Source organism: Oceanibaculum sp., assembly GCF_022449305.1.
GTDB classification, from domain to species: domain Bacteria; phylum Pseudomonadota; class Alphaproteobacteria; order Oceanibaculales; family Oceanibaculaceae; genus Oceanibaculum; species Oceanibaculum indicum.
On record NZ_JAKUSO010000005.1, the window covers coordinates 60,657 to 84,158 of the forward strand.

General features: G+C 65.9%; 24 protein-coding genes. 11 read left to right on the forward strand and 13 right to left on the reverse strand.

Translation table 11 applies throughout. The features are described 5' to 3' along the window. Positions 1–58 precede the first annotated feature (58 nt). Both fabF and mltG read left to right on the forward strand, forming a co-directional pair. Positions 59–1,324 carry a beta-ketoacyl-ACP synthase II gene (gene fabF, locus MK313_RS03515; protein WP_121218615.1) on the forward strand — a complete coding sequence of 422 codons (1,266 nt, stop codon included), beginning with the start codon at positions 59–61 and terminating at the stop codon, positions 1,322–1,324. A gap of 11 nt (positions 1,325–1,335) precedes the next feature. Next, positions 1,336–2,319 carry an endolytic transglycosylase MltG gene (gene mltG / locus MK313_RS03520; RefSeq protein ID WP_287780130.1) on the forward strand — a complete coding sequence of 328 codons (984 nt, stop codon included), beginning with the start codon at positions 1,336–1,338 and terminating at the stop codon, positions 2,317–2,319. 3 nt (positions 2,320–2,322) lie between these two features. Here the strand turns inward: mltG and der are convergent, their stop codons facing one another. From der to MK313_RS03535, 3 genes are read right to left on the reverse strand one after another with little or no spacing between them, the layout of a single operon-like run. Next, positions 2,323–3,744, reverse strand: a complete 1,422-nt coding sequence (der, locus tag MK313_RS03525) for a ribosome biogenesis GTPase Der (protein ID WP_287780151.1) — start codon at positions 3,742–3,744, stop codon at positions 2,323–2,325. A gap of 40 nt (positions 3,745–3,784) precedes the next feature. After that, the gene (locus tag MK313_RS03530) at positions 3,785–5,125 is read right to left on the reverse strand and encodes a PQQ-binding-like beta-propeller repeat protein (protein ID WP_287780131.1); all 1,341 of its coding nucleotides are present in this window, start codon (positions 5,123–5,125) and stop codon (positions 3,785–3,787) included. A 7-nt stretch (positions 5,126–5,132) separates the two neighbouring features. Next, a complete protein-coding gene (locus tag MK313_RS03535) occupies positions 5,133–5,774 on the reverse strand; it encodes a tetratricopeptide repeat protein (protein ID WP_287780132.1) in 642 nt (213 codons plus the stop codon). A 458-nt stretch (positions 5,775–6,232) separates the two neighbouring features. Here MK313_RS03535 and MK313_RS03540 point away from each other — a divergent pair, with 458 nt between their 5' ends. The 5 genes from MK313_RS03540 to MK313_RS03560 all read left to right on the forward strand — a co-directional run bounded on the left by MK313_RS03540 (position 6,233) and on the right by MK313_RS03560 (position 9,647). Then, positions 6,233–6,568, forward strand: coding sequence for a DUF2794 domain-containing protein (locus MK313_RS03540; protein WP_008943449.1), 336 nt, complete (start codon positions 6,233–6,235; stop codon positions 6,566–6,568). Between the two features lie 176 nt (positions 6,569–6,744). Continuing rightward, positions 6,745–7,230, forward strand: a complete 486-nt coding sequence (locus MK313_RS03545) for a hypothetical protein (RefSeq protein WP_287780133.1) — start codon at positions 6,745–6,747, stop codon at positions 7,228–7,230. Positions 7,231–7,322: 92 nt separating this feature from the next. After that, a complete protein-coding gene (locus MK313_RS03550) occupies positions 7,323–8,099 on the forward strand; it encodes an SDR family oxidoreductase (protein ID WP_287780134.1) in 777 nt (258 codons plus the stop codon). Between the two features lie 21 nt (positions 8,100–8,120). Then, positions 8,121–9,146 (forward strand): C-terminal binding protein, encoded by a 1,026-nt coding sequence (locus tag MK313_RS03555; protein WP_287780135.1) that lies wholly within the window; start codon positions 8,121–8,123, stop codon positions 9,144–9,146. A 195-nt stretch (positions 9,147–9,341) separates the two neighbouring features. Continuing rightward, positions 9,342–9,647 (forward strand): hypothetical protein, encoded by a 306-nt coding sequence (locus MK313_RS03560; RefSeq protein ID WP_287780136.1) that lies wholly within the window; start codon positions 9,342–9,344, stop codon positions 9,645–9,647. Here MK313_RS03560 and MK313_RS03565 read toward each other — a convergent pair. Continuing rightward, positions 9,644–9,841, reverse strand: a complete 198-nt coding sequence (locus MK313_RS03565; RefSeq protein WP_287780137.1) for a hypothetical protein — start codon at positions 9,839–9,841, stop codon at positions 9,644–9,646. The two genes, MK313_RS03560 and MK313_RS03565, sit on opposite strands and share 4 nt — an antisense overlap. Positions 9,842–9,933: 92 nt before the next feature. Between MK313_RS03565 and MK313_RS03570 the strand changes: the two genes are divergently transcribed. Further along, positions 9,934–11,235, forward strand: a complete 1,302-nt coding sequence (locus MK313_RS03570; RefSeq protein ID WP_287780138.1) for a nucleoside recognition domain-containing protein — start codon at positions 9,934–9,936, stop codon at positions 11,233–11,235. Positions 11,236–11,242: 7 nt separating this feature from the next. Here the strand turns inward: MK313_RS03570 and MK313_RS03575 are convergent, their stop codons facing one another. Further along, complete coding sequence (locus MK313_RS03575) at positions 11,243–11,941, reverse strand: SDR family oxidoreductase (RefSeq protein ID WP_287780139.1); 699 nt, start codon at positions 11,939–11,941, stop codon at positions 11,243–11,245. Between the two features lie 71 nt (positions 11,942–12,012). Further along, complete coding sequence (locus MK313_RS03580) at positions 12,013–12,771, reverse strand: PhoH family protein (RefSeq protein ID WP_008943456.1); 759 nt, start codon at positions 12,769–12,771, stop codon at positions 12,013–12,015. Between the two features lie 348 nt (positions 12,772–13,119). On the opposite strand from MK313_RS03580, the gene MK313_RS03585 reads away from it, so the two are divergent. Then, positions 13,120–13,956, forward strand: coding sequence for a polyphosphate kinase 2 family protein (locus MK313_RS03585; protein ID WP_287780140.1), 837 nt, complete (start codon positions 13,120–13,122; stop codon positions 13,954–13,956). Here the strand turns inward: MK313_RS03585 and MK313_RS03590 are convergent. From MK313_RS03590 to MK313_RS03605, 4 genes are all read right to left on the reverse strand, one after another. Then, a complete protein-coding gene (locus MK313_RS03590) occupies positions 13,953–14,507 on the reverse strand; it encodes a PAS domain-containing protein (protein ID WP_287780141.1) in 555 nt (184 codons plus the stop codon). The two genes, MK313_RS03585 and MK313_RS03590, sit on opposite strands and share 4 nt — an antisense overlap. 222 nt (positions 14,508–14,729) lie before the next feature. Then, positions 14,730–17,423 (reverse strand): pyruvate, phosphate dikinase, encoded by a 2,694-nt coding sequence (ppdK, locus tag MK313_RS03595; RefSeq protein WP_287780142.1) that lies wholly within the window; start codon positions 17,421–17,423, stop codon positions 14,730–14,732. 261 nt (positions 17,424–17,684) lie between these two features. After that, positions 17,685–19,754: a glycine--tRNA ligase subunit beta gene (gene glyS, locus MK313_RS03600; RefSeq protein ID WP_287780143.1), complete on the reverse strand. Its 2,070-nt coding sequence runs from the start codon at positions 19,752–19,754 to the stop codon at positions 17,685–17,687. 3 nt (positions 19,755–19,757) lie between these two features. Continuing rightward, complete coding sequence (locus MK313_RS03605; RefSeq protein WP_287780144.1) at positions 19,758–20,663, reverse strand: glycine--tRNA ligase subunit alpha; 906 nt, start codon at positions 20,661–20,663, stop codon at positions 19,758–19,760. Between the two features lie 156 nt (positions 20,664–20,819). On the opposite strand from MK313_RS03605, the gene MK313_RS03610 reads away from it, so the two are divergent. Then, positions 20,820–21,083, forward strand: a complete 264-nt coding sequence (locus MK313_RS03610) for a type II toxin-antitoxin system Phd/YefM family antitoxin (RefSeq protein WP_008943462.1) — start codon at positions 20,820–20,822, stop codon at positions 21,081–21,083. Beyond that, positions 21,083–21,484, forward strand: a complete 402-nt coding sequence (locus MK313_RS03615; protein ID WP_287780145.1) for a type II toxin-antitoxin system VapC family toxin — start codon at positions 21,083–21,085, stop codon at positions 21,482–21,484. Before MK313_RS03610 ends, MK313_RS03615 begins: the two co-directional genes overlap by 1 nt. 9 nt (positions 21,485–21,493) lie before the next feature. Here the strand turns inward: MK313_RS03615 and MK313_RS03620 are convergent, their stop codons facing one another. From MK313_RS03620 to MK313_RS03630, 3 genes are all read right to left on the reverse strand, one after another. Then, complete coding sequence (locus tag MK313_RS03620) at positions 21,494–21,799, reverse strand: hypothetical protein (protein ID WP_287780146.1); 306 nt, start codon at positions 21,797–21,799, stop codon at positions 21,494–21,496. A 25-nt stretch (positions 21,800–21,824) separates the two neighbouring features. Next, positions 21,825–22,685: a S49 family peptidase gene (locus MK313_RS03625; RefSeq protein ID WP_287780147.1), complete on the reverse strand. Its 861-nt coding sequence runs from the start codon at positions 22,683–22,685 to the stop codon at positions 21,825–21,827. A 42-nt stretch (positions 22,686–22,727) separates the two neighbouring features. Continuing rightward, on the reverse strand, positions 22,728–23,502 hold a 775-nt coding region (locus MK313_RS03630), incomplete at its 5' end, for a DMT family transporter (RefSeq protein ID WP_287780148.1).

Consider the following 23,502-nt stretch of genomic DNA (forward strand, 5'->3'; position numbering starts at 1 on the left):
TCCTGTCGGTGCTGTACGCAGGATGCACGGATTTACGTAACGAACAGCGGTACAGAGCATGAGACGTGTCGTCGTCACCGGGATGGGTCTGGTCACACCGCTGGGTTGCGGTGTCAACGCCACCTGGGATCGCCTCGTTGCCGGACAATCCGGAATTACTGGCGTACAGCATTTCGATGTCTCGGACCTGCCGGCGAAGATCGCCGGCCAGGTGCCGGACGGCCCCGCATCGGAAGGCAAGTTCACCGCCGACGAGTGGGTGTCCACCAAAGACCAGCGCAAGATGGACCGCTTCATCGTCTATGCGGTGGCAGCGGCCGATCAGGCGGTGGCGGATTCCGGCCTGACCCCGGACAGCGACGAGGAACGCGAGCGTATCGGCGTCATGATCGGCTCCGGCATCGGCGGGCTGGAGACCATCTATAATGGCTCCATCACGCTGAAGGAGCAGGGGCCGCGCCGGATCACCCCGTTCTTCATCCCGGCGGCGCTGATCAACCTGGCCTCCGGCCATGTCTCGATCAAATACGGCTTCCGCGGTCCGAACCATGCGCCGGTGACGGCCTGCTCGACCGGTGCGCACGCCATTGGCGATGCCTCCCGCCTCATCATGCATGGCGATGCCGACGTGATGGTTGCCGGCGGCGCGGAAGCGGCGGTCAGCCGCATCGGCATTGCCGGTTTCGCAGCGGCCCGTGCGCTTTCCACCAGCTATAACGACACGCCGGAAAAGGCCTCCCGCCCGTGGGACGAAGGCCGCGACGGCTTCGTCATGGGCGAAGGGGCCGGCGTCGTGGTGCTGGAAGAATATGAGCACGCCAAGAAGCGCGGCGCGACGATCTATGCCGAGATCGTCGGCTATGGCATGTCCGGCGATGCCCACCACATAACCGCCCCGGCGGATGACGGCAATGGCGGCTTCCGCTCCATGCGCGCGGCCCTGCGCAGCGCCAGCATGTCGCCCGAGGATATCGACTATGTGAATGCCCACGGCACTTCGACGCCGCTGGGCGACGAGATCGAACTGGGCGCCGTGAAGCGGTTGTTCGGTGACGCCGCGAAGTCGATTTCGATGTCCTCCACTAAGTCGGCCATCGGCCATCTTCTGGGCGCTGCCGGCAGCGTTGAGGCGATCTTCTGCATCCAGGCGATGCGCAACAGCCTGGTGCCACCGACGCTGAACCTGGACAACCCGTCCGAGAGCTGCCAGGGCATTGACCTCGTGCCGCACAAGGCGAAGGAGAAGAAGGTCCGCGCGGCCCTCTCCAACTCCTTCGGGTTCGGCGGTACCAACGCCTCGCTGATCTTCACCTCGGTTGGCTGAGCGGGCGTCCGATGGGACGCCTGATTTCCGGCCTGCTGACCTTCCTGCTGCTGGGCCTGCTGGCCGGCGGCGGGCTGGTCGCGTGGGGCTATGCCCAGTTCACCCGCCCCGGTCCGTTGCAGGCGCAGACCGCGCTGGTCATTCCGCGCGGCAGCGGTGTCGAGACGATCGCCCGTAGGCTGGAGCAGGCCGGCATCCTGAGGCACCCCGAGCTGTTCATGGCGGCAGTGAAGATCAAGGGGACCGCCGGCTCGCTGAAGGCCGGCGAATACGCCTTCAAGCCCGGCATCAGCCCGCGTGAGGTGATGGCGCTGCTGCAGAGCGGCGAGACCGTGGTGCGGCGTCTGACCATCGCCGAAGGGCTGACCGTGCGCCAGATCGCCAGCCAGCTTGCCGGCGTTGAAGGGCTGGACGGGAATCCCGCCGACCTGCCGCCGGAAGGCAGCCTGCTGCCCGAGACCTATCATTTCTCCTATGGTGACGAGCGGTCGGAAATTCTCCGCCGCATGCGCAATGCCATGCGCGAGACGCTTGACCGGCTGTGGGAACAGCGCGCGCCCGACCTGCCCTTCGACACCAAGGAAGAAGCGCTGGTGCTGGCCTCCATCGTCGAGCGGGAGACCGCGATCCCGGCAGAACGCCCGCGCGTCGCCGCCGTCTTCGTGAACCGGCTGCGCAAGGGCATGCGGCTGCAATCCGACCCGACGGTGATCTATGGCCTCAGCGATGGACTGGGGGTGCTGGAACGGCCGTTGCTGCGCGTCGATCTGCAGAAGGACCACCCCTACAACACCTACACCCGCGACGGGCTGCCGCCGGCGCCGATCTGCAATCCGGGTCGCGACTCACTGCGCGCGGTCCTCAATCCGATTTCCAGCGACGAGTATTATTTCGTGGCGGATGGCAGCGGCGGCCATGCCTTCGCCCGCACGCTGGACGAGCACAACGCCAATGTGCGGCGCTGGCGGCAGTTCCAGCGTGAGCAGCGGCAGTAGGCGTTACTTCTTCTTCCCGGCGTAGGGATTGCGGCCCTTGCGCAGATACACGCGCACCGGCACGCCCGGCATGTCGAAATCCTGCCGCAGCCCGTTCACCAGATAGCGCTGGTAGCTGCCCGGCAGCTCCTCCGGCCGGCTGGCCCAGATCGCGAAGGTCGGCGGCCTTGTCTTGATCTGCGTCATGTAGCGCAACTTCAGCCGGCGTCCGGCGACCAGCGGCGGCGGATGCATCTCCAGCAGGCCGGCCAGCCAGCGGTTCAGCTGCGCGGTGGAGATGCGGCGGTTCCAGGTGTCGTACACCTGGAAGACGGCGGCCATCAGCCGGTCGAGATTGCGCCCCTTCAGCGCCGACAGCGTCACCACCGGCACACCCTTCACCTGGCTGAGCGACGTCTCCAGCCGGTCGCGCAGGTCGGCCAGCGCGGTTTCCTTGTCGGCAATCGCATCCCACTTGTTGAAGGCGATGACGAGCGCGCGCCCCTCCTCCTCCACCATGCGGGCGATGGTGAGGTCCTGCTTGTCCATGCCCAGCTCGGCATCCAGCATCAGCACCACGACATGGGCATAGCGGATGGCGCGCAGCGTATCCTGCACGGACAGCTGTTCCAGCTTCTCGTCGATGCGCGCCTTGCGGCGCATGCCGGCGGTATCGACCAGCCGCACCGGCCGCCCCTCATATTCCCAGTCAGTGGCGATGGCGTCGCGGGTGATGCCGGCTTCCGGACCAGTCAGCATGCGCTCCACGCCCAGCAGCCGGTTCACCAGCGTCGATTTGCCGGCATTCGGGCGGCCGACAATCGCCATCTGGATGATCCGGGGCGCGTCGTCCGGCAGCAGATCGCCGTCCAGCACCTCCTCGCCATCCTCACCGGTCACCGTAAGCCTTGAGTCCGTTTCCGGTTGCTCCTCGTCCTGCGGCTCTTCTTCCGGCATGTGTTCGACGATGGCGTCATACAGGTCGGACAGGCCGATGCCATGCTGCGCGGAGAACGGGATCGGATCGCCCAGCCCCAGCGCATAGGCCTCCAGCAGGCCGGGCTCGCCCGCCCTGCCCTCGCACTTGTTGGCCACCAGCACGACCGGCCGGCTGCCCTTGCGCAGCAGCCGCGCGAAGGTCTCGTCCAGCGGCGTCAGCCCGGCGCGCGCATCGACCACCATCAGGGTGAGATCGGCCTCCTCGATGGCGCGCTCGGTCTGCTGGCGCATCCGGGCGGGCAGGCTGTCGTCGTAGCTGTCCTCATAGCCGGCCGTGTCGATCAGCCGGAAGCGCAGCGGCCCGAGCTGGCCCGCCGCCTCGCGCCAGTCGCGGGTGACGCCGGGCGTGTCCTCGACGATGGCCAGCTGCTTGCCGGCCAGCCGGTTGAACAGAGTCGATTTTCCGACGTTCGGCCGGCCGACAATGGCAATGGTAAAGCGAGTCATGTCGCTCAAATGACCTGTCCCAACCTGATGTTTGTCGGGCTCAGCGCAACGCCAGCAATTCGGCGTCGTCGGTGAGGATGTACAGCGTATTGTCCGCAACCACCGGCGTCACTGAGACACCATCCGGCAGGTCGAAGCGGCCAAGGACCTCGCCGGTATAGGGCGAGACCGAGATCGCCTCGCCGTGCGAACCGGCGACGATCAACCTGTCACCGGCCAGCACCGGCCCGGACCAGAAGATCGGATCTTCCCGGTCCTCCTCATCCTCGAAGCGCGGCAGCCGGGTGATCCAGCGGATAAAGCCCTCCTTGCGGGTCAGCGCCACCAGTTCGGCATCGTTGCTGATGACGAACACATAATCGCCCGCGACCCACGGCATCTGGGTGCCGCCAATATCCTTTTCCCACAGGCGTGCGCCAATCCGGCGGTCAACCGCTGCCATGCGGCCGCTATGGCTGATCGCCAGCACGATCTCGCGGTCGATCACCGGCAGGCCGCGAATATCGGCCAGGCTGGAAATCGCATCGACCCGGCGCACGGCGGTCAGATTGTCGGTCCACAGCAGGCGGCCATTTTCCGCCCGCAGCGCGAAGATCTCGCCGGAGGAGAAGGGGGCGATGACCACGTCGCGCTCCACAGCCGGGCTGGCGCCGCCGACAAGACCCGCCACCTCGGAGATGCCGGCATGGCCCCACAGCCGCTCGCCGGTTTCCGCGCTCAGCGCAATCATCTGATTGTCCAGCGTGATGACGAAGACCCGGCCGTCCGAGACGCTCGGCGCGGCACGAACCGGGGCCGGCATGTTGGATCGCCAGACCTGCTCACCATTTTCCGCGGACAGGGCCAGCACCTGGGCATAGCCGCTGCCGACATAGACCCGGCCATTGGCATAGCCCAGCCCGCCGCCGACCACGGCGCTGTCCTCACCCTCCGGCGCGGTCTCGACCTGCCACAGCCGGTTGCCGTTCCGGGCATCGAAGGCGCTGACCATGCCCTCGGCATCAATGGTGAAGACCTTGCCGGCTGCCACGATGGGCGGCGCGATCAGCACGGCTTCGTCGCCGGAGCCTTCGCCGGCATCGGCGCGCCAGACCACGCCCGGCGCATCGCCGAGCGCCAGATGATGCATGGCGTGATTGGACCGCCCACCGGCCATGGCCCAGTCCGGATTGACGACCGGGCGCGGCAGGCGGACCGCCAGTTCGGCGACCTGGGGATCGGCCTTCAGCTCGCTGTCGAACAACAGCACCGCCATGCGCTCGCCCGGCAGCGGTGGTGCTTCCTTGGTGCCAAACCAGCCGCAGCCGGCAAGCACGCCCGAAAAGGCAACAGCAACGGAAACCGACAGGGTCCAGCGGGTCAGGGCGCGAAATCTGGTCATCTGGGGACTATTCTGGCAGGGCCTGAAGCAGCTCGGCGGCGCGGGCGCGGGCAGCCTGCGGCGCTTCCAGATCGTCGGTCACCTGGCGCAGCAGCGCGCGTGCCTCCGCCCGGTTGCCCTGGGATTCCGCCGCCAGTGCCGTCAGTTCGCGCGCCAGATGGCGCCAGGGGCTGGTGCCCTCGACCAGGGTCGCCAGGTGCGCCTTCACGGCGGCAGCCTCGCCCGCTTCCAGCCGGCGCTGACCACCCAGCACCAGCGCCAGGTCGCGCAGCGACTGGGGAGCGCTTGCATCGCCGGCCAGCGCGTCCAGCGATGCGATTGCCTCCGCACGCTTTTCCTGCTGCCACAGCAGGCCAGCCTGCTCCAGCCGCGCCAGGGCGGCATAGCCGCTGCTGCCCGACTGCGCCAGGGCGGCAAACCGGTCCGCCGCCTCATCATTCTGCTCACCGACGAGGGCCACCGCCGCCGCATAGCTCTGCGCCGCTTCGGCCTGCTGGCGGGACTGGTATTCCTTCCAGCCGACATAGCCGGCGGTTCCCAGCAGCAGCGCCGCCACGCCGCCCACGATCAGGTACCGGTAGCGCGACCAGACGCGCTTCAGATTGTCCTGACGAAGTTCCTCGTCGATTTCGCGAAAAATATCGGCCACGGGCAAGCTTCTCGCTAACGGGAGGACCGGATCGGTCCGAAAGCGGCGTAAGGTAGCCTCCGCGCCCCGGCAATGCAATGCGAAGCGGTGCCGCACCGGCGAGTTCGCATGCCTTAGGTTGTATCGACAGTCAGGGTTGGATCGCGGTATTGAGCGCAAATCGTTCAGTTTCAGGAGCCAAAGCGCAGGAAGGGTCGTCCCCTTCTAAGCTTTGGCGACGCCAAAATGGGCGATTTGCGCAATATTTCTCCGAAACGCGGCGAATTTTGTCCCTGAATGCGTTGCGCCCCGCTTGTGGTGGACGGCACCACGGCGCGGTTCGCGCCTGTTCAGGATCAAAATTCGACACGCGCCGCGCCCAAACCTGACTGTCGATACAGCCTAGGCCTTTACGCTGCCGGCAAATTTGGCAAAACTGTTACATCATCCCCAGACGGAACAGGTGCCGAGACCGCCTTATGAACCAGTTCGTCCACCTGGCCGACTATCGCAAACAGCGCCGAGGCACCTATTTCAGCCGGTACGAGCTGGGCAGGATACTGGATGTGTACAGCCGCCGCGTGGCCTCGGGCGAATGGCGCGATTATGCCATCGACCATGACGGCCAGGTCGCCAGCTTCTCGATCTTCCGCCATACCCACGAACGCCCGATCTTCGCCATCCTGAAATGCAACAAGGGGCCGCAGCGCCCGGTGGACTACCTGCTGGTCAGCGGCAAGCAGCAGCTGAAGCGTGCTTCCACGCTGGAGGAAATTCTTGCCGCCTTCGACCGGCGCCTTGAAGTGGTCCGCTAAGGCAACACGCTGAAACGGCGGCGGGATCGACGCCGCACCCCGCATTCGCTATTGTCTGGCGCGATCCTTGCTTGGCTCAGAGCATGAGCCGATACGCAACAGGTGCCAGAGCAGACATGTCGCAATCTCCCTATCGAAGCGGCGCGCCGGCAGGCCGTCCGCCCCGGCATGTGCCCATGCCGCCGCTGAAGATCGCCCCGGCGCGGGAAGCCCCGCGCCCGAAGAAGCCGCGCGCCGACATGTCGCATGACGAGCGGGCGGCGGAGATCGTCGATCATTTGCGCGACGCCATCGAGAGCCGCAAGGATGGCGGCGAGAAGGCCGGCGGCATGTCCTACCGCGACTGGCGCAAGCTGGCGCAGCAGGAGATTGCCGAAGCGCTGCGCGACACAGCACTGCGCGCCGCCATCGGCGAGGTGATGTCGGCCCGGCGCATCGGCAATCTGGCGCTCCGGCTGGGCTTCATGCTGCTGGCCGCCGTCGCCTCCTTCTTCGCCTTCTGGTTCGGCGTGGTCTGGATCGGCCAGGAATTCGGCGCCGCCTGGAGCACGCTGGCCACTGTCACCGCGCTGCTGCTGACCGGCGCCTTCATCGCCGGCGGGCTGATGGTCGGCAGCAAGGATGGCGACCCGAAGGACCAGATCGACCCTGACCGGCTGTAAATATTTCCGCCGGTAAGTACGCTGCCCTTCCCCGATATCCGCTTCCCCTGATACATCTTGATCCCAATCAAGAAGATCAGCGGAGGAAGCCCATGCATCTCAGCCTCAACGGGCGCAACGCCATCGTCACGGCGGCGGGCGGCGGCATCGGCAGGCGGATCGCCGAGCTGTTCCACCAGGCCGGCGCCCGGCTGTTCCTCTGCGATATCGACGAGACGGCGCTGGACGAGACCATCGCCGCCCTGCCCGGCAGCTTCGGCATAGTGGTGGACGTCGCCGACCGGGCGCAGGTGGACAAGTTCATGGACACCGCGCTGAAGGAGCTGAACGGCCTCGACATCCTCATCAACAATGCCGGCATCGCCGGCCCCACCGGCCCCATCGAGGAGATCGACCCGGACGAGTGGCAGCGCACCCTGGAAGTGAATCTGAACGGGCTGTTCTTCTTCACCCGCCGCGCCGTGCCGGCCCTGAAGAAATCCGGGGGCGGCGCCATCGTGAACCTGGCCTCCGCCGCCGGGCGCTTCGCCTTCCCGATGCGCAGCCCCTATTCGGCGACGAAATGGGGCGTGGTCGGCGTCACCCGCACCCTGTCGGTCGAGCTTGGGGAGTACGGCATCCGGGTGAACGCCATCCTGCCCGGCTCCGTCGCTGGTCCGCGCATCGAGAAGGTGCTGACCGCCAAGGCGAAGGCGCGCGGCATAAGTGAGGAGGAGATGCGCGCCGAGATGCTGGCGCCGATCTCGCTGAAGGAATTCGTGACCGCGACCGATGTGGCCAGCATGGCGCTCTATCTCTGCTCCGACGCCGGGCGGCATGTCACCGGGCAGAGCCTGAATGTCGATGCCGGCACCGAATATCTCGTCTGACCCCAGTCTCAGGATGAACCCATGACCGCACCCTTCCGTACCCTGACGCCGGACGCCCAGTATCATGACGACGCGCTGGTCGAGCGCGAGGCGGCAGCCGGCCTGCTGAACCTCGTCACTCTGCGCGAGCGCGGCGCCGAGGCCATCCCCGATGCCGAATGGGAACAGGCCGAGGCGATCCTGCTATGGCACGAATGCCCGATCACCCCGGCGCTGGTGCCGAAGCTGAAGAAATGCCGGATCATCGTGCGCTGCGGCGCGGGCTTCGACCATGTCGAGCTGAAGGCGACGGGCGCGGCCGGCATCCCGGTCTGCAACGTGCCCGACTATGGCACCAGCGAGGTGGCGGACCACGCCATCGCCCTGATGCTGACGCTGCGCCGGAACATCGTGCAGTATAATGACCGCATCCGCACCGACCCGGTGGCCGGCTTCGACTGGAGCGGCCCGGCCACCACCATCCGCCGCATCCGCGGCCAGAAGCTGGGCATCGTCGGGCTGGGGCGCATCGGCACGGCAACGGCCCTGCGGGCCAAGGCCTTCGGGCTGGAGGTGATGGCCTACGACCCCGGCCTCCCCTGGGGGCAGGAGATTGCGCTGGGCGTCACCAGGATGGCCGACCTGCATGACATGCTGGGCAAAGCCGATATCGTCAGCCTGCACGCGCCGCTGACCGAGGAAACGCGGCACATCATCGATGCGGCGGCGCTGGCCGCCATGAAGCCCGAAGCCGTGCTGGTGAATACGGCGCGGGGCGCGCTGATCGACCTCGGCGCGCTGCACGCAGCACTGAAGGAGAACCGCATCGCCGCCGCCGGCCTCGACGTACTGCCGAAGGAACCGCCGGAAGCCGATCATCCGCTGATGCGCGATTTCCATGACCAGCCGGACTGGATCAGGGGCCGCCTCGTCGTCACCCCGCATGCCGCCTGGTACAGCATCGAGAGCCAGACTGATGCCCGCCGCAAGGCGGTAGAGACGGCGATTGCCTATCTGCGTGACGGCGAATTGCGCAACTGCGTGAACGGGGCCTATCTGAAGCGGTGATCCGGATTGTCGATCAGCAGGGGGATACGGTCGAGGCCATCGTTGAAACGGACGATGGTGCGATAACCGTCATCACCAGCCTTCAGTTGGACGACGATCTGCTGATCCTATATGATTTCCACATTGATGGACCCGGCGCGAACCGGCTTGGGCCTTCCCGGCTCCGAGCGCTGATCGACCAGGTCCTGGAGGCATATGATGTCACGCGCCTTGAAATACGCGGATTCCGCCGCACCACAGGATGGAACCCGGGTCGGCAGCCCCGCCCGCTCCGCTTCCGGCGGCGTGCGGGTGACGCTTGAAGGCTGGAAGCCCGGCCTGAACAAGGTCCGGCTGACCCAGATCCTCCGGGATGGCGGCAACGATCTGGCGGCAGCCAGCCGGATGACCGGCGATCTGCTCGACGGCAAGAGTGTCACGGTGCGGCTGCGGCAATTCGATACCGTCCCGGCTGCCCAGGTCGCCCTGTCGGAAATCGGCGTCGAGACCGTCAGCGCCTAACCCTGCTTCTCGTCCGCCGGCTCGATCTCTTCGTAATGCTCCAGGAAGCTGTCGAGGTCGCCCTTCACGCGCTCGACCATCAGGCGCACCATGCGGCGGTCCGGCGTGGCGCACAGCGCCTCCGTCGTTGCCGTGCCCAGCTGGTTGACCGCATGGGCCAGCAGCTTAATCGCCATCTGATCCGCGAACTTCATTGCCTGCCTCGCTCCTGCCTCTAAGAGCCTGTTCCATCGGGGGCGCTAGCCTATAGATTGGACCCGGCTTTGGCAAAACCAGGACGCGCCCCGTGAACATCATCTTCCTCGCCATCGTGATGATTGCCTTCCTCGTCGCCGCCATCCGGCAATTCGCCTGGAGCGGAGATGGGCAGTCACCGATGGAGCTGCTGGGGGCGGGCATGATCAAGGCCGCCGAGGGCTCGGTGACGCTGGCCCTCGGCCTGATCGGCGTGATGGCGCTGTTCCTGGGCCTGATGAAGGTGGCGGAGGCCGGCGGCCTGCTGACCATCGTGGCGCGGCTGCTGCGCCCGCTGATGGTGCGGCTGTTCCCCGAGGTGCCGGCGGATCATCCCGCGATGGGTGCCATGATCATGAATTTCTCGGCCAATGTGCTGGGCCTCGGCAATGCCGCCACGCCGTTCGGCATCCGCGCCATGCAGGAGCTGGACAAGCTGAACCCGCACAAGGGCACGGCGACCAACGCGATGGCGCTGTTCCTGGCCATCAACACCTCCTCCATCACGCTGCTGCCGACCGGTGTCATCGCCATCCGCGCGGCGGCCGGCTCGACCGATCCCGCCGGCATCCTGCCGACCACCCTGAGCGCCACAATCTGCTCGACCAGTGTGGCCATAATCATGGCGAAGCTGCTGCAACGCTATTGGTCTTCTCCCCCCGCCGATATGCAGATCGCACCGGAAAAAGCGGAGGCCGAAACGGTCTCCGTACCGCTGCCGGAAAGCGACGCCCCGGCGGGTGAAGGCTATCCTGCCTGGGTGTCGGCGCTGGCGCTGGGCATCATCCTCGCCATGGTGCCGGTCACCATCCTGCATGGCCGGACCATAGCACCCTGGATCATCCCCGGCCTGATGGTGCTGCTGCTGGGCTTCGGCGCCATCAAGCGGGTGAAGATCTACGAGGTATTCGTGGAAGGTGCCAAGGACGGCTTCCAGGTCGCGGTCAGGATCATTCCCTACCTGGTGGCGATCCTGGTCGCGGTCGCCATGTTCCGGGCCAGTGGCGCGCTGGAGATGCTGATCACGCCGCTGGGGGCCGTCACCAACCTGGTCGGCCTGCCGCCGGAGGCGCTGCCGATGGCGCTGTTGCGCCCGCTCTCCGGCTCCGGCGCCTATGGCATCATGGCGTCGATCATCAACGACCCCGCCATCGGGCCGGACAGCTATACCGGCTATCTTGTCTCCACCCTGCAGGGCTCGACCGAGACCACCTTCTATGTGCTGGCGGTCTATTTCGGCGCGGTGAATATCCGTCGGCTGCGCCACACGCTGGCGGCAGCCTTGTCTGCCGATCTGGCCGGCATCATCGCCGCCACCGCCATCTGCCTCGTGCTGTTCGGCGCGCTGCGCTGAGGCAGCGTCAGACGAAGCGGGTCACGCCGCCATCGACGCGCAGGCTCTGGCCGGTGATGTAGCTGGCACCGTCCGACAGCAGGAAGGCGGTCGCCGTCGCAATCTCCGAGGCATGGGCATAGCGCTGCATCGGGATGCGGGCACGCCGCGCATCCTTTTCCGGCAGGCTGTCCACGAAGCCCGGCAGCACGCAGTTCATGCGGATGCCAAGAGCGGCATGTTCGTCGGCGTAGAGCTTGCTCCAGGCGCTCAGCGCGGCGCGCAGCGTGCTCATCGGGAAGTCCGCTTCCGGCTCCAGCGCGGCGTAGGAGGAGATGTTGACGATGGCGCCCTTGCCCTGATTCTGCATGATCGGCGTCACCAGCCGTGCCATGCGGATGACGTTCAGCAGCACCATGTCGAAGCCCTTGTGCCAGTCGGCATCGCTGATATCGAGCAACGGCCCCTTCGGCGCATGGCCGGTATTGTTCACCAGGGCGTCGATGCGGCCATAGCTTTCCATCGCCAGGGCAACCAGCGCCTCCAGGTCTGCAGGTTCGGTCACGCTGCCGCGGATCGCCTTGCCGCCCAGCTTTTCGGCCAGTTCCAGCACCGCCTCGCCGGGCGACAGCAGCACGGGCCTATAGCCCTGTGCGGCCAGTTCCGTCGCAATCGCCGCCCCGATGCCGCGTCCCGCCGCCGTAACCAGCGCAACCTTCTCCGCCATCGCCCTATCTCCCGTCCTGTGATTTGGACGCGAAGACTAGGCGAGGCGGATCAGGTCGGCAAGAGAGGCGGTTACAGCACCGTCAGCATGCTGGCGACCAGCGGATGGCGCACAATGTCCTGTTCGCGCAGGCGCACCACGGCGACATCGTCCAGCGCCTCCAGCCGGCGGGAAATCTCGGCAAGGCCCGACAGTTCCGGCAGCAGGTCGGTCTGGTCCGGGTCCCCGGTCAGCACCATGGTGGAATTCCAGCCCAGCCGCGTCAGCAGCATCTTGATCTGGCCGTAGGTGCAGTTCTGCGCCTCGTCGATCACGATGAAGGCGTTGTTCAGGGTACGGCCGCGCATATAGGCGACCGGCGCGATCTCGATGGAGCCGTCGGTCATCAGCGTCTTCAGCCGCTTGCCGCCCAGCCGTTCGTTCAGCGCGTCGTAGAGCGGGCGCAGATACGGCGCCAGCTTGTCCTCCAGGCTGCCCGGCAGATAGCCCAGGCTCTCGCCGGCCTCGACCGCCGGACGGGTCAGCAGAATGCGCGCCACCTTGCCCTGCTCGAAAGCCTCCACCGCCTTGGCGATGGCGAGGTAAGTCTTGCCGGTACCGGCCGGCCCGACCGCCACCACCATGTGCTTCGTCTCCATCGCCGCCATCAGCGATTGCTGGTTCTCGCCCATCGGGCGGACCGTCTTCACGTAACGCTGCTCCCGGCTGGCCTCGTCATAGCCTTCATCCAGCGGGTGCCAGCCTGGCGCCCCAGGGAAGAGTGCCCTTACATTCGCTTCTCGGGTTCGGGATTCGCGGACCTGTGCCTGACGGGCGGAACGCTTGGCCATACTGCAAGCTCCTCAGGTAAGAGACGGGATGTGATGGGTAAAGCCGGAAACGAAAATGCCTCCCAATGGGAGGCACAGGAGATCGATCATTCTGGGAAGGCTGGCGAGCGGGCTTGCGGGCGATAGCGAAACCGGCCTGTTCCGCCTCGATAGCATGAGGGGGACTGCACGATCCGCTGTTACCGGCAAGGGAAGCATGGGCCATCCATCCTTCGTTCCGTTTCCAAAAAAATCATACCGCGCTGCAGCAGGTATGTCCGCATCAAATTGCGGCTTCACCAAAGATTCACACTAGATGTAGTGAACGCGCTACCATGGCGTCCTGACCGGAGCAGAACTGGAACAGCCATGAGCAAGAAAAAGGACAAGCCGGAGGCCGGCGGTTTCCTGATCCGCGGCAGGCCGGATCTGGACCGGCTGGCGAACGACCATCACGTCAGCGATGCGGCCTTCGAGAAGCGGATCAAACCGCTGCAGGAAACGCTGCAACGCCTTCAGCAGGCCTATCTGGGCAGCCGGGAACGCGCCGTCATCGTGCTGGAGGGCTGGGACACCGCCGGCAAGGGCGGACTGGTGCGCCGGCTGGGCTGGACCTTCGACCCGCGCAGCTTCAAGGTGCATTCAATTGCCGCCCCGAACGCCATCGAGGCGCGCCAGCATTACCTGCAGCGCTTCTGGGAAAGGCTGCCGCTGCACGGCCAGATCACCGTGTTCGACCGGTCCTGGTATGGCAGGGTGCTGGTGGAGCGGGTCGAGAATCTGACGCCGGAGACGGCCTGGCAGCGCGCCTATGAGGAGATCAACGCCTTCGAGCGCATGCTGGTCGATGATGGCGTGCGGCTGGTGAAGCTGTTCCTGCACATCAGCCGCGAGGAACAGGCGAAGCGCTTCCGCGACCGCATGGAAAACCCGCTGAAGCGCTGGAAGCTGAGTTACGAGGATTTCCGCAACCACGCCCTGTGGGATGGCTACCGTGCCGCCATCGAGGAGATGGTGGAGAGGACATCCACCGAGGCCGCCCCCTGGCATGTCATCCCCTCCAACGACAAGCCCTTCTCGCGCCTGGCCGCCATGGAGATCATCGCCGGCAGGCTGGGCCAGGGCGTCGATGTAACGCCGCGCGAACTGGATGCCGAATTCCGCTATCTGGCGGAAAAGACGCTGGGGGACGGGAACGGCGGCTAGAGGCTGGTCTCGCTCCAGGAGTCCGTGCCGTCCAGCGGGATATAGGTCCGCACCTGGCGGATCGGCACCGGGCCGGACGGGTTGTTCGGCGACACCCAGGAGTGGGTAGTCGCCCCCAATATCCGGCTGACGCGGCCTGTCTTTTCATCCGCAATCGGCAGCAGCAACCGCTCGCCGCTGGCCGGGCGGGTTGCCTCGGCATAGACGCGCCCCGCAATATGGACCACGGCAGGACGGGAAATCGCGGTATCGAAATAGCCCATGACACGGGGTTGGGCGGAGCGTTTCACAAGCTCGTCGAGATAGCGCCCGACGATGCTGCCACCATAGGCCAGCTTCACATGCTCGCCGATGCTGAGGTAGCGGAACCGGCGAGGATGCCCCTGTTCCTCCACCAGCCAGTGAATGTTCAGCAGATCCGGCCCCAGCCTGGGTTGCAGCTGTTCGAAGGAAGGTGGCGTGCCGGCATCCTCCAGAGCGTCCTGCCAATGCGTGGCGAGGGCGAGCAGCCGGGCATCCTGAATCTGGGCGGCGGCGATAACGTCGATCATGCTGATCCTTCTTCTGCGGCGCTGGCATTCTGCCGGCGCTGTGCCTCGGCGAGGCGCAATGTCGTTATAATTAATTATTTGAACGACATTGAAAGAAAAGACAGTTTTCGTCCTGCCTTTTTTATTTCATATTCCTGATATGTGTCTGACATGCCAAGGGCCTGCCGGCGAACGGCAGCCCGATACGGAAAGGGGGCCAGTGGCCCCCTTTCCTTTTGTGCTTTAGGCGTTTTCCGTCTTGCGCAGTGCCGCCTCGCCGCCGGCAATCGCCGCCTGGGCGGCGGCCAGCCGGGCAATCGGCACCCGGAAGGGCGAGCAGGACACATAATCCAGCCCGACCTGCTGGCAGAACTGGATGGAGGCCGGATCGCCGCCATGTTCGCCGCAGATGCCCAGCTTGATGTCCGGCCGGCTGGAGCGGCCACGCTCGGCGGCGATGGCGATCAGTTCGCCAACACCGTCGGTATCCAGCGACTGGAACGGGTCCTGCTCCAGGATGCCCTGGTCCTGATAATCCTTCAGGAAGGAGCCGGAATCGTCACGCGACAGGCCGAAGGTGGTCTGCGTCAGGTCGTTGGTGCCGAAGCTGAAGAATTCGGCACTCTCGGCGATCTCGGCGGCCTTCAGCGCGGCGCGCGGCAGCTCGATCATGGTGCCGACCAGATAGTCGATCTTGCGGCCGCTCTCCTCGATCACCGCCTTGGCCGTGCGGTCGATGATGGCCTTCAGGATGTCCAGCTCCTTGCGGGTGGCAACCAGCGGAATCATCACTTCCGGCGTCACCGTCTCGCCATCCTTCTTCATCACCTCGACGGCGGCCTCGAAGATGGCGCGCGCCTGCATCTCGTAGATTTCCGGATAGGAAATGCCGAGACGGCAGCCGCGATGCCCCAGCATCGGGTTGGATTCCTTCAGTTGCACCGCGCGCTGACGCAGCGCCTCCGCATCCACGCCGGCGGCCTTGGCGACCGTGGCGATCTCCTCGTCTGTGTGCGGCAGGAACTCATGCAGCGGCGGGTCGAGCAGCCGGATGGTGACCGGCAGGCCCTGCATGATCTGGAACAGCTCCACGAAGTCCTGGCGCTGCATCGGCAGGATCTTGGCCAGCGCCTGGCGGCGGCCCTTTTCGGTCGAGGCCATGATCATCTCGCGCACGGCGACGATGCGGTCGGCATCGAAGAACATATGCTCGGTCCGGCACAGGCCGATGCCTTCCGCCCCGAACTTGCGCGCCGCGCGGGCGTCCATCGGGGTTTCGGCATTGGTGCGCACCTTCATGGTGCGAAATCGGTCAGCCCACCCCATCAGCTCGGCGAAATCGCCGGACAGCTGCGGCTGGATCGTCGGCACCTCGCCCAGCATCACCTCGCCGGTGCCGCCATCGATGGTCAGGATATCGCCTTCCTTCACCACCTTGTCGCCGGCGAACATCTGCTTCTTGGCGTAGTCGATGCGCAGCTCGCCGGCACCGGAGACGCAGGGCCGGCCCATGCCGCGCGCCACCACGGCGGCGTGGCTGGTCATGCCGCCGCGCGTCGTCAGGATGCCGCGCGCCGCGTGCATGCCGTGGATATCTTCCGGGCTGGTTTCGATGCGCACCAGGATGACAGCCTCGCCCTTGCCGGCCTGGGCTTCGGCGGCATCGGCGGTGAACACCACCTTGCCGGAAGCCGCACCGGGCGAAGCCGGCAGGCCACGGCCGATGACGGTGCGCTCCGCCTTGGGGTCCAGCGTCGGATGCAGCAGCTGGTCCAGCGCCGACGGATCGACGCGCTGCACGGCCTCCTGCTCGGTGATCAGGTCCTCGCGCACCATATCGACGGCGATCTTCAGCGCGGCGGCGGCGGTGCGCTTGCCGGTACGGGTCTGCAGCATCCACAGCTTGTTCTGCTGCACCGTGAACTCGATGTCCTGCATGTCACGATAATGCTTTTCCAGCTTGTCGCGGACATCCATCAGCTGGGCGAACACATCGGGCATCACCTCTTCCATCGCCGGCAGCCCGTCGTCGGAATTGGCCTTGCCGGCAACGGTCAGCGGCTGCGGCGTGCGGATACCCGCTACCACATCCTCGCCCTGCGCGTTCACCAGGAACTCGCCATAGAACAGGTTGGCGCCAGTGGACGGATCGCGGGTGAAGGCCACGCCGGTGGCGCAGTCATTGCCCATATTGCCGAACACCATGGCCTGCACATTGACCGCCGTGCCCCAGCTGGCCGGAATCTCATGCAGGCGGCGATAGACGATTGCGCGCTGGTTCATCCAGGAACCGAACACAGCACCAATGGCGCCCCAGAGCTGTTCCTGCGGGTCCTGCGGGAAGGGGCGGCCCAGCTCGTCCTCCACCGTCGCCTTGTACTGGGCGACGACGGCCTTCCAGTCCGCGGCGGAAAGCTCGGTGTCGAGGCGGTAGCCCTTCTCGTCCTTGGCATGTTCAAGGATTTCCTCGAACAGCCCGTGATCGACCTCCAGCACCACATTGGAGTACATCTGGATGAAGCGGCGATAGCTGTCATAGGCGAAGCGCGGATCGCCCGACTTTGCCGCCAGCCCCTCCACCGTCACATCGTTCAGGCCGAGATTGAGGACAGTATCCATCATGCCCGGCATCGAGGCGCGCGCGCCTGAGCGCACGGACACCAGCAGCGGGTCCGACGGATCGCCGAACTTCATGCCCAGCGCCTTCTCCAGCCCGGCCAGCGCGGCATCGGCCTGCGCCTTCAGCTCGTCCGGATACTGCTTGCCGTTATCGTAGAAATAGGTGCAGACCTCGGTCGAGATGGTAAATCCGGGAGGCACCGGCAGGCCGAGGCTGCTCATCTCGGCCAGGTTGGCGCCCTTGCCGCCCAGAAGATTGCGCATCGCGGCACTGCCCTCGGCCTTGCCGTCTCCGAAGCTGTACACCCATTTCGTCATCGTCGTTCCGCCTTGGCGTTGGACATCTGCCGCCACCCGCATGGTGGCCGGCTTCCTTTAGCGCCGCCCCGAAGGCGGCATCTCCCCTCACCCAGCTCCAGCTAACTCACTTTCGTTCGTAAGCTTTCGCATCCCTCTCCCCTTCCGGGGCGAGGGATAGGGAAAAATCTGTTAACTACCCTCGCCCCCTTGGGGGAGAGGGTTGCGCAGCCTTGGCGAGGCACTCGCCGAGCCTAGGCGCAGCTGGGTGAGGGGGTAACCCTAACCCTCGACCTTCGAGAAGTCGGCCAGCTGGTTCATCGTATCGCGAATCTTCGCCAGCAGCTTCAGCCGGTTCTCGCGCAGTTCGGCATCCTCGGCATTCACCGTGACGCTCTCGAAGAAGCGGTCCACCGGTGCGCGCAAGCTGGCCAGCGAGGCCATGGCGGCGGCAAAATCCTCCGCCTTTAGCGCGTCCGCGATCTTCACCTCGATAACGCCCAGCGTGCCGTGCAGTTCCGCCTCCGCCACCTCGCCGCGCGCCTTGATGAGCTTCAGGTCGGCACGGCCCTCATAGGTGCGGCTGTCCTTCTTCTCCTCGATGGCGACGATGTTGGCGGCCCGGCGATAGGCGATCAGCAGGTTGGCGCCATCCTCGCTCGACAGGAAGGCAGCCAGTGCGTCCACCCGCTTCAGCAGGCGCACCAGATCATCCTCGTTACCGAGCGCGAACACGGCGGACACCAGATCGTGCCGCACGCCCTGCTCGCGCATCGCCACCTTCAGCCGGTCGGCGAAGAAGGCCATCAGGTCGGCGACCACTTCCTTCTTGGCGCCGGCCTTGGCGAACACTTCCTGCAGCGACAGCCGCAGGCCATTCTCCACGATCAGCCGGATGATGCCGAGTGCTGCACGGCGCAGCGCATAGGGGTCCTTGGAGCCGGTCGGCTTCTCGTCGATGGCGAAGAAGCCCACCAGCGTGTCCAGCTTGTCGGCCAGCGCCAGCGCGACCGAGTTCGGCGCGGTCGGGCAACGGTCGGACGGGCCCAGCGGCGAGTAATGATCGGCGATGGCCTCGGCGACCGCCTCCCCCTCGCCATCATGGCGGGCATAGTAGCGGCCCATGATGCCCTGCAGCTCCGGGAACTCGCCAACCATGCCGGTGACGAGGTCGGCCTTAGCCAGCTGCGCCGCGCGGTCCGCCATCTTGGCATCGGCGCCGGGGATCAGCGACGCCAGATGCGCGGCCAGCGCCCGCACGCGCCCGACCTTGTCGGCCAACGTGCCCAGCTTGGCATGGAAGGTGATGTTGGCCAGCGCCGGCAGACGCGACTCAAGGCTCTGCTTGCGGTCCTGGTCCCAGAAGAACTTGGCGTCGGACAGGCGGGCGCGCAGCACGCGCTCATTGCCGCCGATGATGACCGCACCGCCGTCGGACGGCTCCATGTTGGAGATGACGACGAAGTGCGGGGCAAGCGCGCCGCTCTTGGTCTCCACCGCGAAATATTTCTGGTGCGACCGCATGGAGGTGGTCAGCACCTCCGGCGGCACATCCATGAAGGCCTCGTCGATGCGGCCCAGCAGCGCCACCGGCCATTCGACCAGCCCGGTCACCTCGTCCAGCAGCGCTTCATCCGGCTTCAGCACGAGGCCGGCCTTGGAGGCCAGAGCCTCGGCCTGTGACAGGATCGCGGCACGGCGCTCCGCCGGGTCGAGGATGACCCTGGCGGCCTTCAGCTTGGCCTTGTAGTCCTCGGCATTGTCCGCCGCCAGTTCGGCCGGCGCCAGGAAGCGATGGCCGCGCGTGCGGTCGCCGAACAGGATTTCCCGCCCGCCACCGAGATCGAGCCGGCCCGGCAGCGCCTGCCCGTTGAACAGGCAGAGGATGGAGTGCATCGGGCGGACCCAGCGGAAATCGGATTCGCCCCAGATCATGGATTTCGGCCAGGGCAGCTTGCGGATCGCCTCGACCAGCAGTTCCGGCAGCACGTCCTGGGTGGCCGCGCCACGCTTCTCCACGGTCAGGAAATAGAACACGCCCTTGCCGGTGTCGCGCTGCTCGCAAGCATCGATGGAGGCCAGGTTGTTGGCCTTCAGGAAGCCGGCCAGCGCCTGTTCCGGCGATCCCACGCGCGGGCCACGGCGTTCCTCCGTCACGTCCGGCTGGGTCAGCGGCAACCCCTCGACGGACAGCGCCAGCCGGCGCGGCGTCACATAGGCGGCTGCACCCTCATACTCCAGCCCGGCGGCCGTCAGCCCGTCGCAGACCAGACGCTTCAGATCCTCGGCCGCGCGCGCCTGCATGCGCGCGGGAATCTCCTCGGAGAAAATCTCCAGCAGCAGATCGGCCATCGCTTACGCCTCCGCCTTATGGGAAGCGACCCAGGCTTCACAGCAACCCTTCGCCAGCGCGCGCACCCGGCCGATATAGGAGGCGCGCTCCTGCACGCTGATGACGCCGCGCGCATCCAGCAGGTTGAACAGGTGGCTGGCCTTCATGCACTTGTCATAGGCCGGCAGCGCCAGCGGCTGCGCCAGCCCCAGCAGATGCTGGCACTCGGCTTCGGCATCCTTGAAGTGCTGGAACAGGATATCGGTGTCGGCATGCTCGAAATTGAAGGCGCTGAATTCCCGTTCCGACTGCAGGAAGACATCGCCATAGGTCTTGCCGCCCTTGTCCTTGGGCACGCCGTCATAATCCAGGTCATAGACGTTCTCCACGTCCTGGACATACATGATCAGCCGCTCCAGCCCGTAGGTCAGCTCGACCGGCACCGGCTTGCACTCGATGCCGCCGACCTGCTGGAAATAGGTGAACTGCGTCACCTCCATGCCATCGCACCAGACTTCCCAGCCCAGCCCCCAGGCGCCCAGCGTCGGGCTTTCCCAGTCATCCTCGACGAAGCGGATATCGTGCTCATGGGCATGGATGCCGATGGCCGCCAGGCTGCCCAGATACAGCTCCTGGATATTGTCCGGCGAGGGCTTCATCAGCACCTGGAACTGATAATAGTGCTGCAGCCGGTTCGGGTTGTTGCCATAGCGCCCGTCGGTCGGCCGGCGCGAGGGCTGCACATAGGCACAGTTCCAGTAATGATCGGGGCCCAGCGCGCGCAGCGTGGTCGCCGGATGGAAGGTGCCGGCACCCACCTCCATGTCATAAGGCTGCAGGATCACACAGCCCTGTGCGGCCCAGTATTGCTGGAGCGTCAGGATAATCGACTGGAAGCTGGTGGCGGCGGCTGGCCTACCGGCGGACATTGCTTCTCTCGCGCTAGGATGAAACCGGTTTTTCGGTGCGGCGCAACATAGCGACCTGACCCCGCAGGGTCAAGAAACGGTCATGCAGGGCGCGCTTGTTCTTCTGGCAGGCGCCTTCTAATATGACCATATAGGTGGTCACGAAGGAGAGATGCGATGACCGCGACCAGCATGAAAGCCTCGGATTTCAAGGCACATTGTCTGCAGGTGATGGACGAAGTCGCCCGCACTGGCCAGCCCGTGACCATCACCAAGCGCGGCAAGCCGGTGGCCCGCATCGTGCCGGCGCGCGAGGGTGCGAAAGACATCTTCGGCGCGCTGAAGGGCAGCGTGACCGTCACTGACCCCAATGACGATCTGATCGATCCGGTCGAGGTCGAATGGGAAGTGATCGAGGGCACGGAACCGAACCTGCCCTGATGCTGGCGCTGGATACTCATACGCTGCTCTGGCTGATGGCCGAAAGCCCGTCGCTGGGTCGCAAGGCGAGAAGTGAGATCGATAGCGGGCGCGACGATGGCATTCTGGCGGTGCCGGCGGTCTGCTTCTGGGAAGTCGCCCTGCTGCTGCGCAAGAACCGCGTCCGGCTGGACCGTCCGGTGGAAAAATGGCGGCAGGATGTATTAAGCGCTGGCATCACCGAACTGCCGATGACGGGCGAGATCGGCATCCTGTCAGTCCAGCTTGCCGATCTGCATGGCGATCCGGCGGACCGGCTGATCGCCGCCACCTGCCTGGCCCATAACGCCACGCTGCTGACCGCCGACCGACGGTTGCTCGACTGGAAAGGCGGGCTTCAGATGCAGGATGCGCGGCAGTAGCGGCCAGTCCTACGCCCCGTAGGGGCACAGCTCCCGGCCGCAATCGCGGGCACCGCGCGCCGGCACATAGGTGCCGCAGGTCGGGCAGGCCCGCATCTCCTGCGTTTCCTCGGTTGCGGCTTGCTTCGCCTTATCGCGCCGGAAGATGCCGCCAAGACCGCCACCCTCACCACGCGGCGCCGCTTTTCGCGACTCGCCGCGCATCTCCCCCCGGGCCACTTCCCGGCGGGCACGTTCCAGCTTGGTGACCATCTTGAAGAAGAAGAACACCCCGGCGATGACCGCCGCCAGAACCAGAAGCTTGCTGAAACTCAAACCGAACATCCCTGCCCCATCTTCCTTATAAGCCGTACCGCGCCCACAGCGCCCGTTCCTCCGCCGCACCGATGGCCGCTTCCGGCAGGATTTCAGCGCCAGCGGCCAGCCTGGCGGCCCCACCGGCGCGGAAGGCCAGCAGCGGGCGGCGCATGCCGACCGGATACAGCCTCACCTTGTCGCCGAAGCGGGCGCGCAACAAGCCCCGAAGATCGCCCAGCCCGTCAGCCAGTCCAAGCGAAACCGCCGTGCGGCCGGTCCAGAAACTGCCATCGAACAATTCCGTCTCGCCGGGATGCAGCCGTTCGCCGCGCCGGCTTTCCACCAGCGCGCGGAAGCTGGCATGCATCTCCTCCTGGATGGCGCGGAGTCGGGCGACATCCTCCGGATTCTCCGGCTTGAACGGATCGAGCATGGATTTCGACTTGCCCGCCGTATAGACCCGGCGCTCGACGCCGATCTTCTCCAGCAGGGCCGGAAAGCCGAAGCCGGCGGTAATCACGCCGATGGACCCCAGGATCGAATTCTCGTCGGCGAAGATTTCATCTCCGGCGCAGGCCAGCCAGTAGCCGCCCGAGGCCGCCACATCCTCCACGAACACCAGCACCGGCAGCTTCTTTTCCGTCGCCAGGTCGCGGATGCGCTTGTGGATCAGCGCGGACTGCACCGGCGATCCGCCGGGCGAGTTCACCACCAGCGCTACCGCTTTGGCATGGCGCATGGAAAAGGCGCGCTCCAGCACCGGGGCGAGCCCCGTCAGCGTCAGCCCGGCACGAAACGGCCCGACCTGCCCGATCACCCCGGCCAGCCGGACCACCGGCACCAGCGGCGCGCGGCGCCGGGCGATCCGGTCGCCAATCCAGGAGAAGATCGAACTGTAAGCCATTATCGAACCCGCTTTCATCGTCCGGTGAATACCGCCTGTCCCTTAATGACGTCGCACCGTGGCCAGATAAAGGCCGGGCAGGATCATCGCCGCTCCCAGCAGATGGTAGCCATGTACCGGTTCGTCCAGCAGAACATAGCCAAGGCCGCTGGTATAGAGCGGCACCAGATACATCAGCAGCCCGGTGCGCCCCGCCCCCAGCACGCTCTGAATCTTGGCATAGGCCTGATAGGCGCCGAAGGAGGCAACGCAGGCCAGGAACAGCACCGCCAGCACACTTTCGCGGGTCAGTGGCATCGGCTGGCCGGACAGCCCCTCCCACAGATAGAACGGCAATATGACAGCCAGCCCGCCCAGAATGATGGCAGCAAAGCGCGTCATCAGCCCCAGCTTACTCGGCCGGTATTTCAGCAGGATGGCATAGAGCGCCCAGCCCGCCATCGCGGCGGCGATCCACAGATCGCCGATGGTGAAGGACAGGCCGATGAGAACCGCCGGGTCGCCCTTGGCGATGATCGCCAGCACGCCGGCCAGCGACAGCGCGATGCCGATGCCCTGCCGCGGCGTCACCCGCTCGCCATAGAACAGCCCGGCGATCAGCACGATCAGGATCGGCGAGGCGCTGTAGATCAGGCCGATATTGCTGGCCGGCGTGGTCTGCGCGCCAATATAGACGAAGGCGCCGCACACGCCCATGCCGAGCGCGCCCAGCACCAGCAGGTCGCGCCATTCCGCCAGCGCCTCGCGGCGCTGCCGCCAGAGCTGCGGCCCTACCCGCGGCAGCTGCAGCATAATGGTCACCGCCCCGCGCCATAAG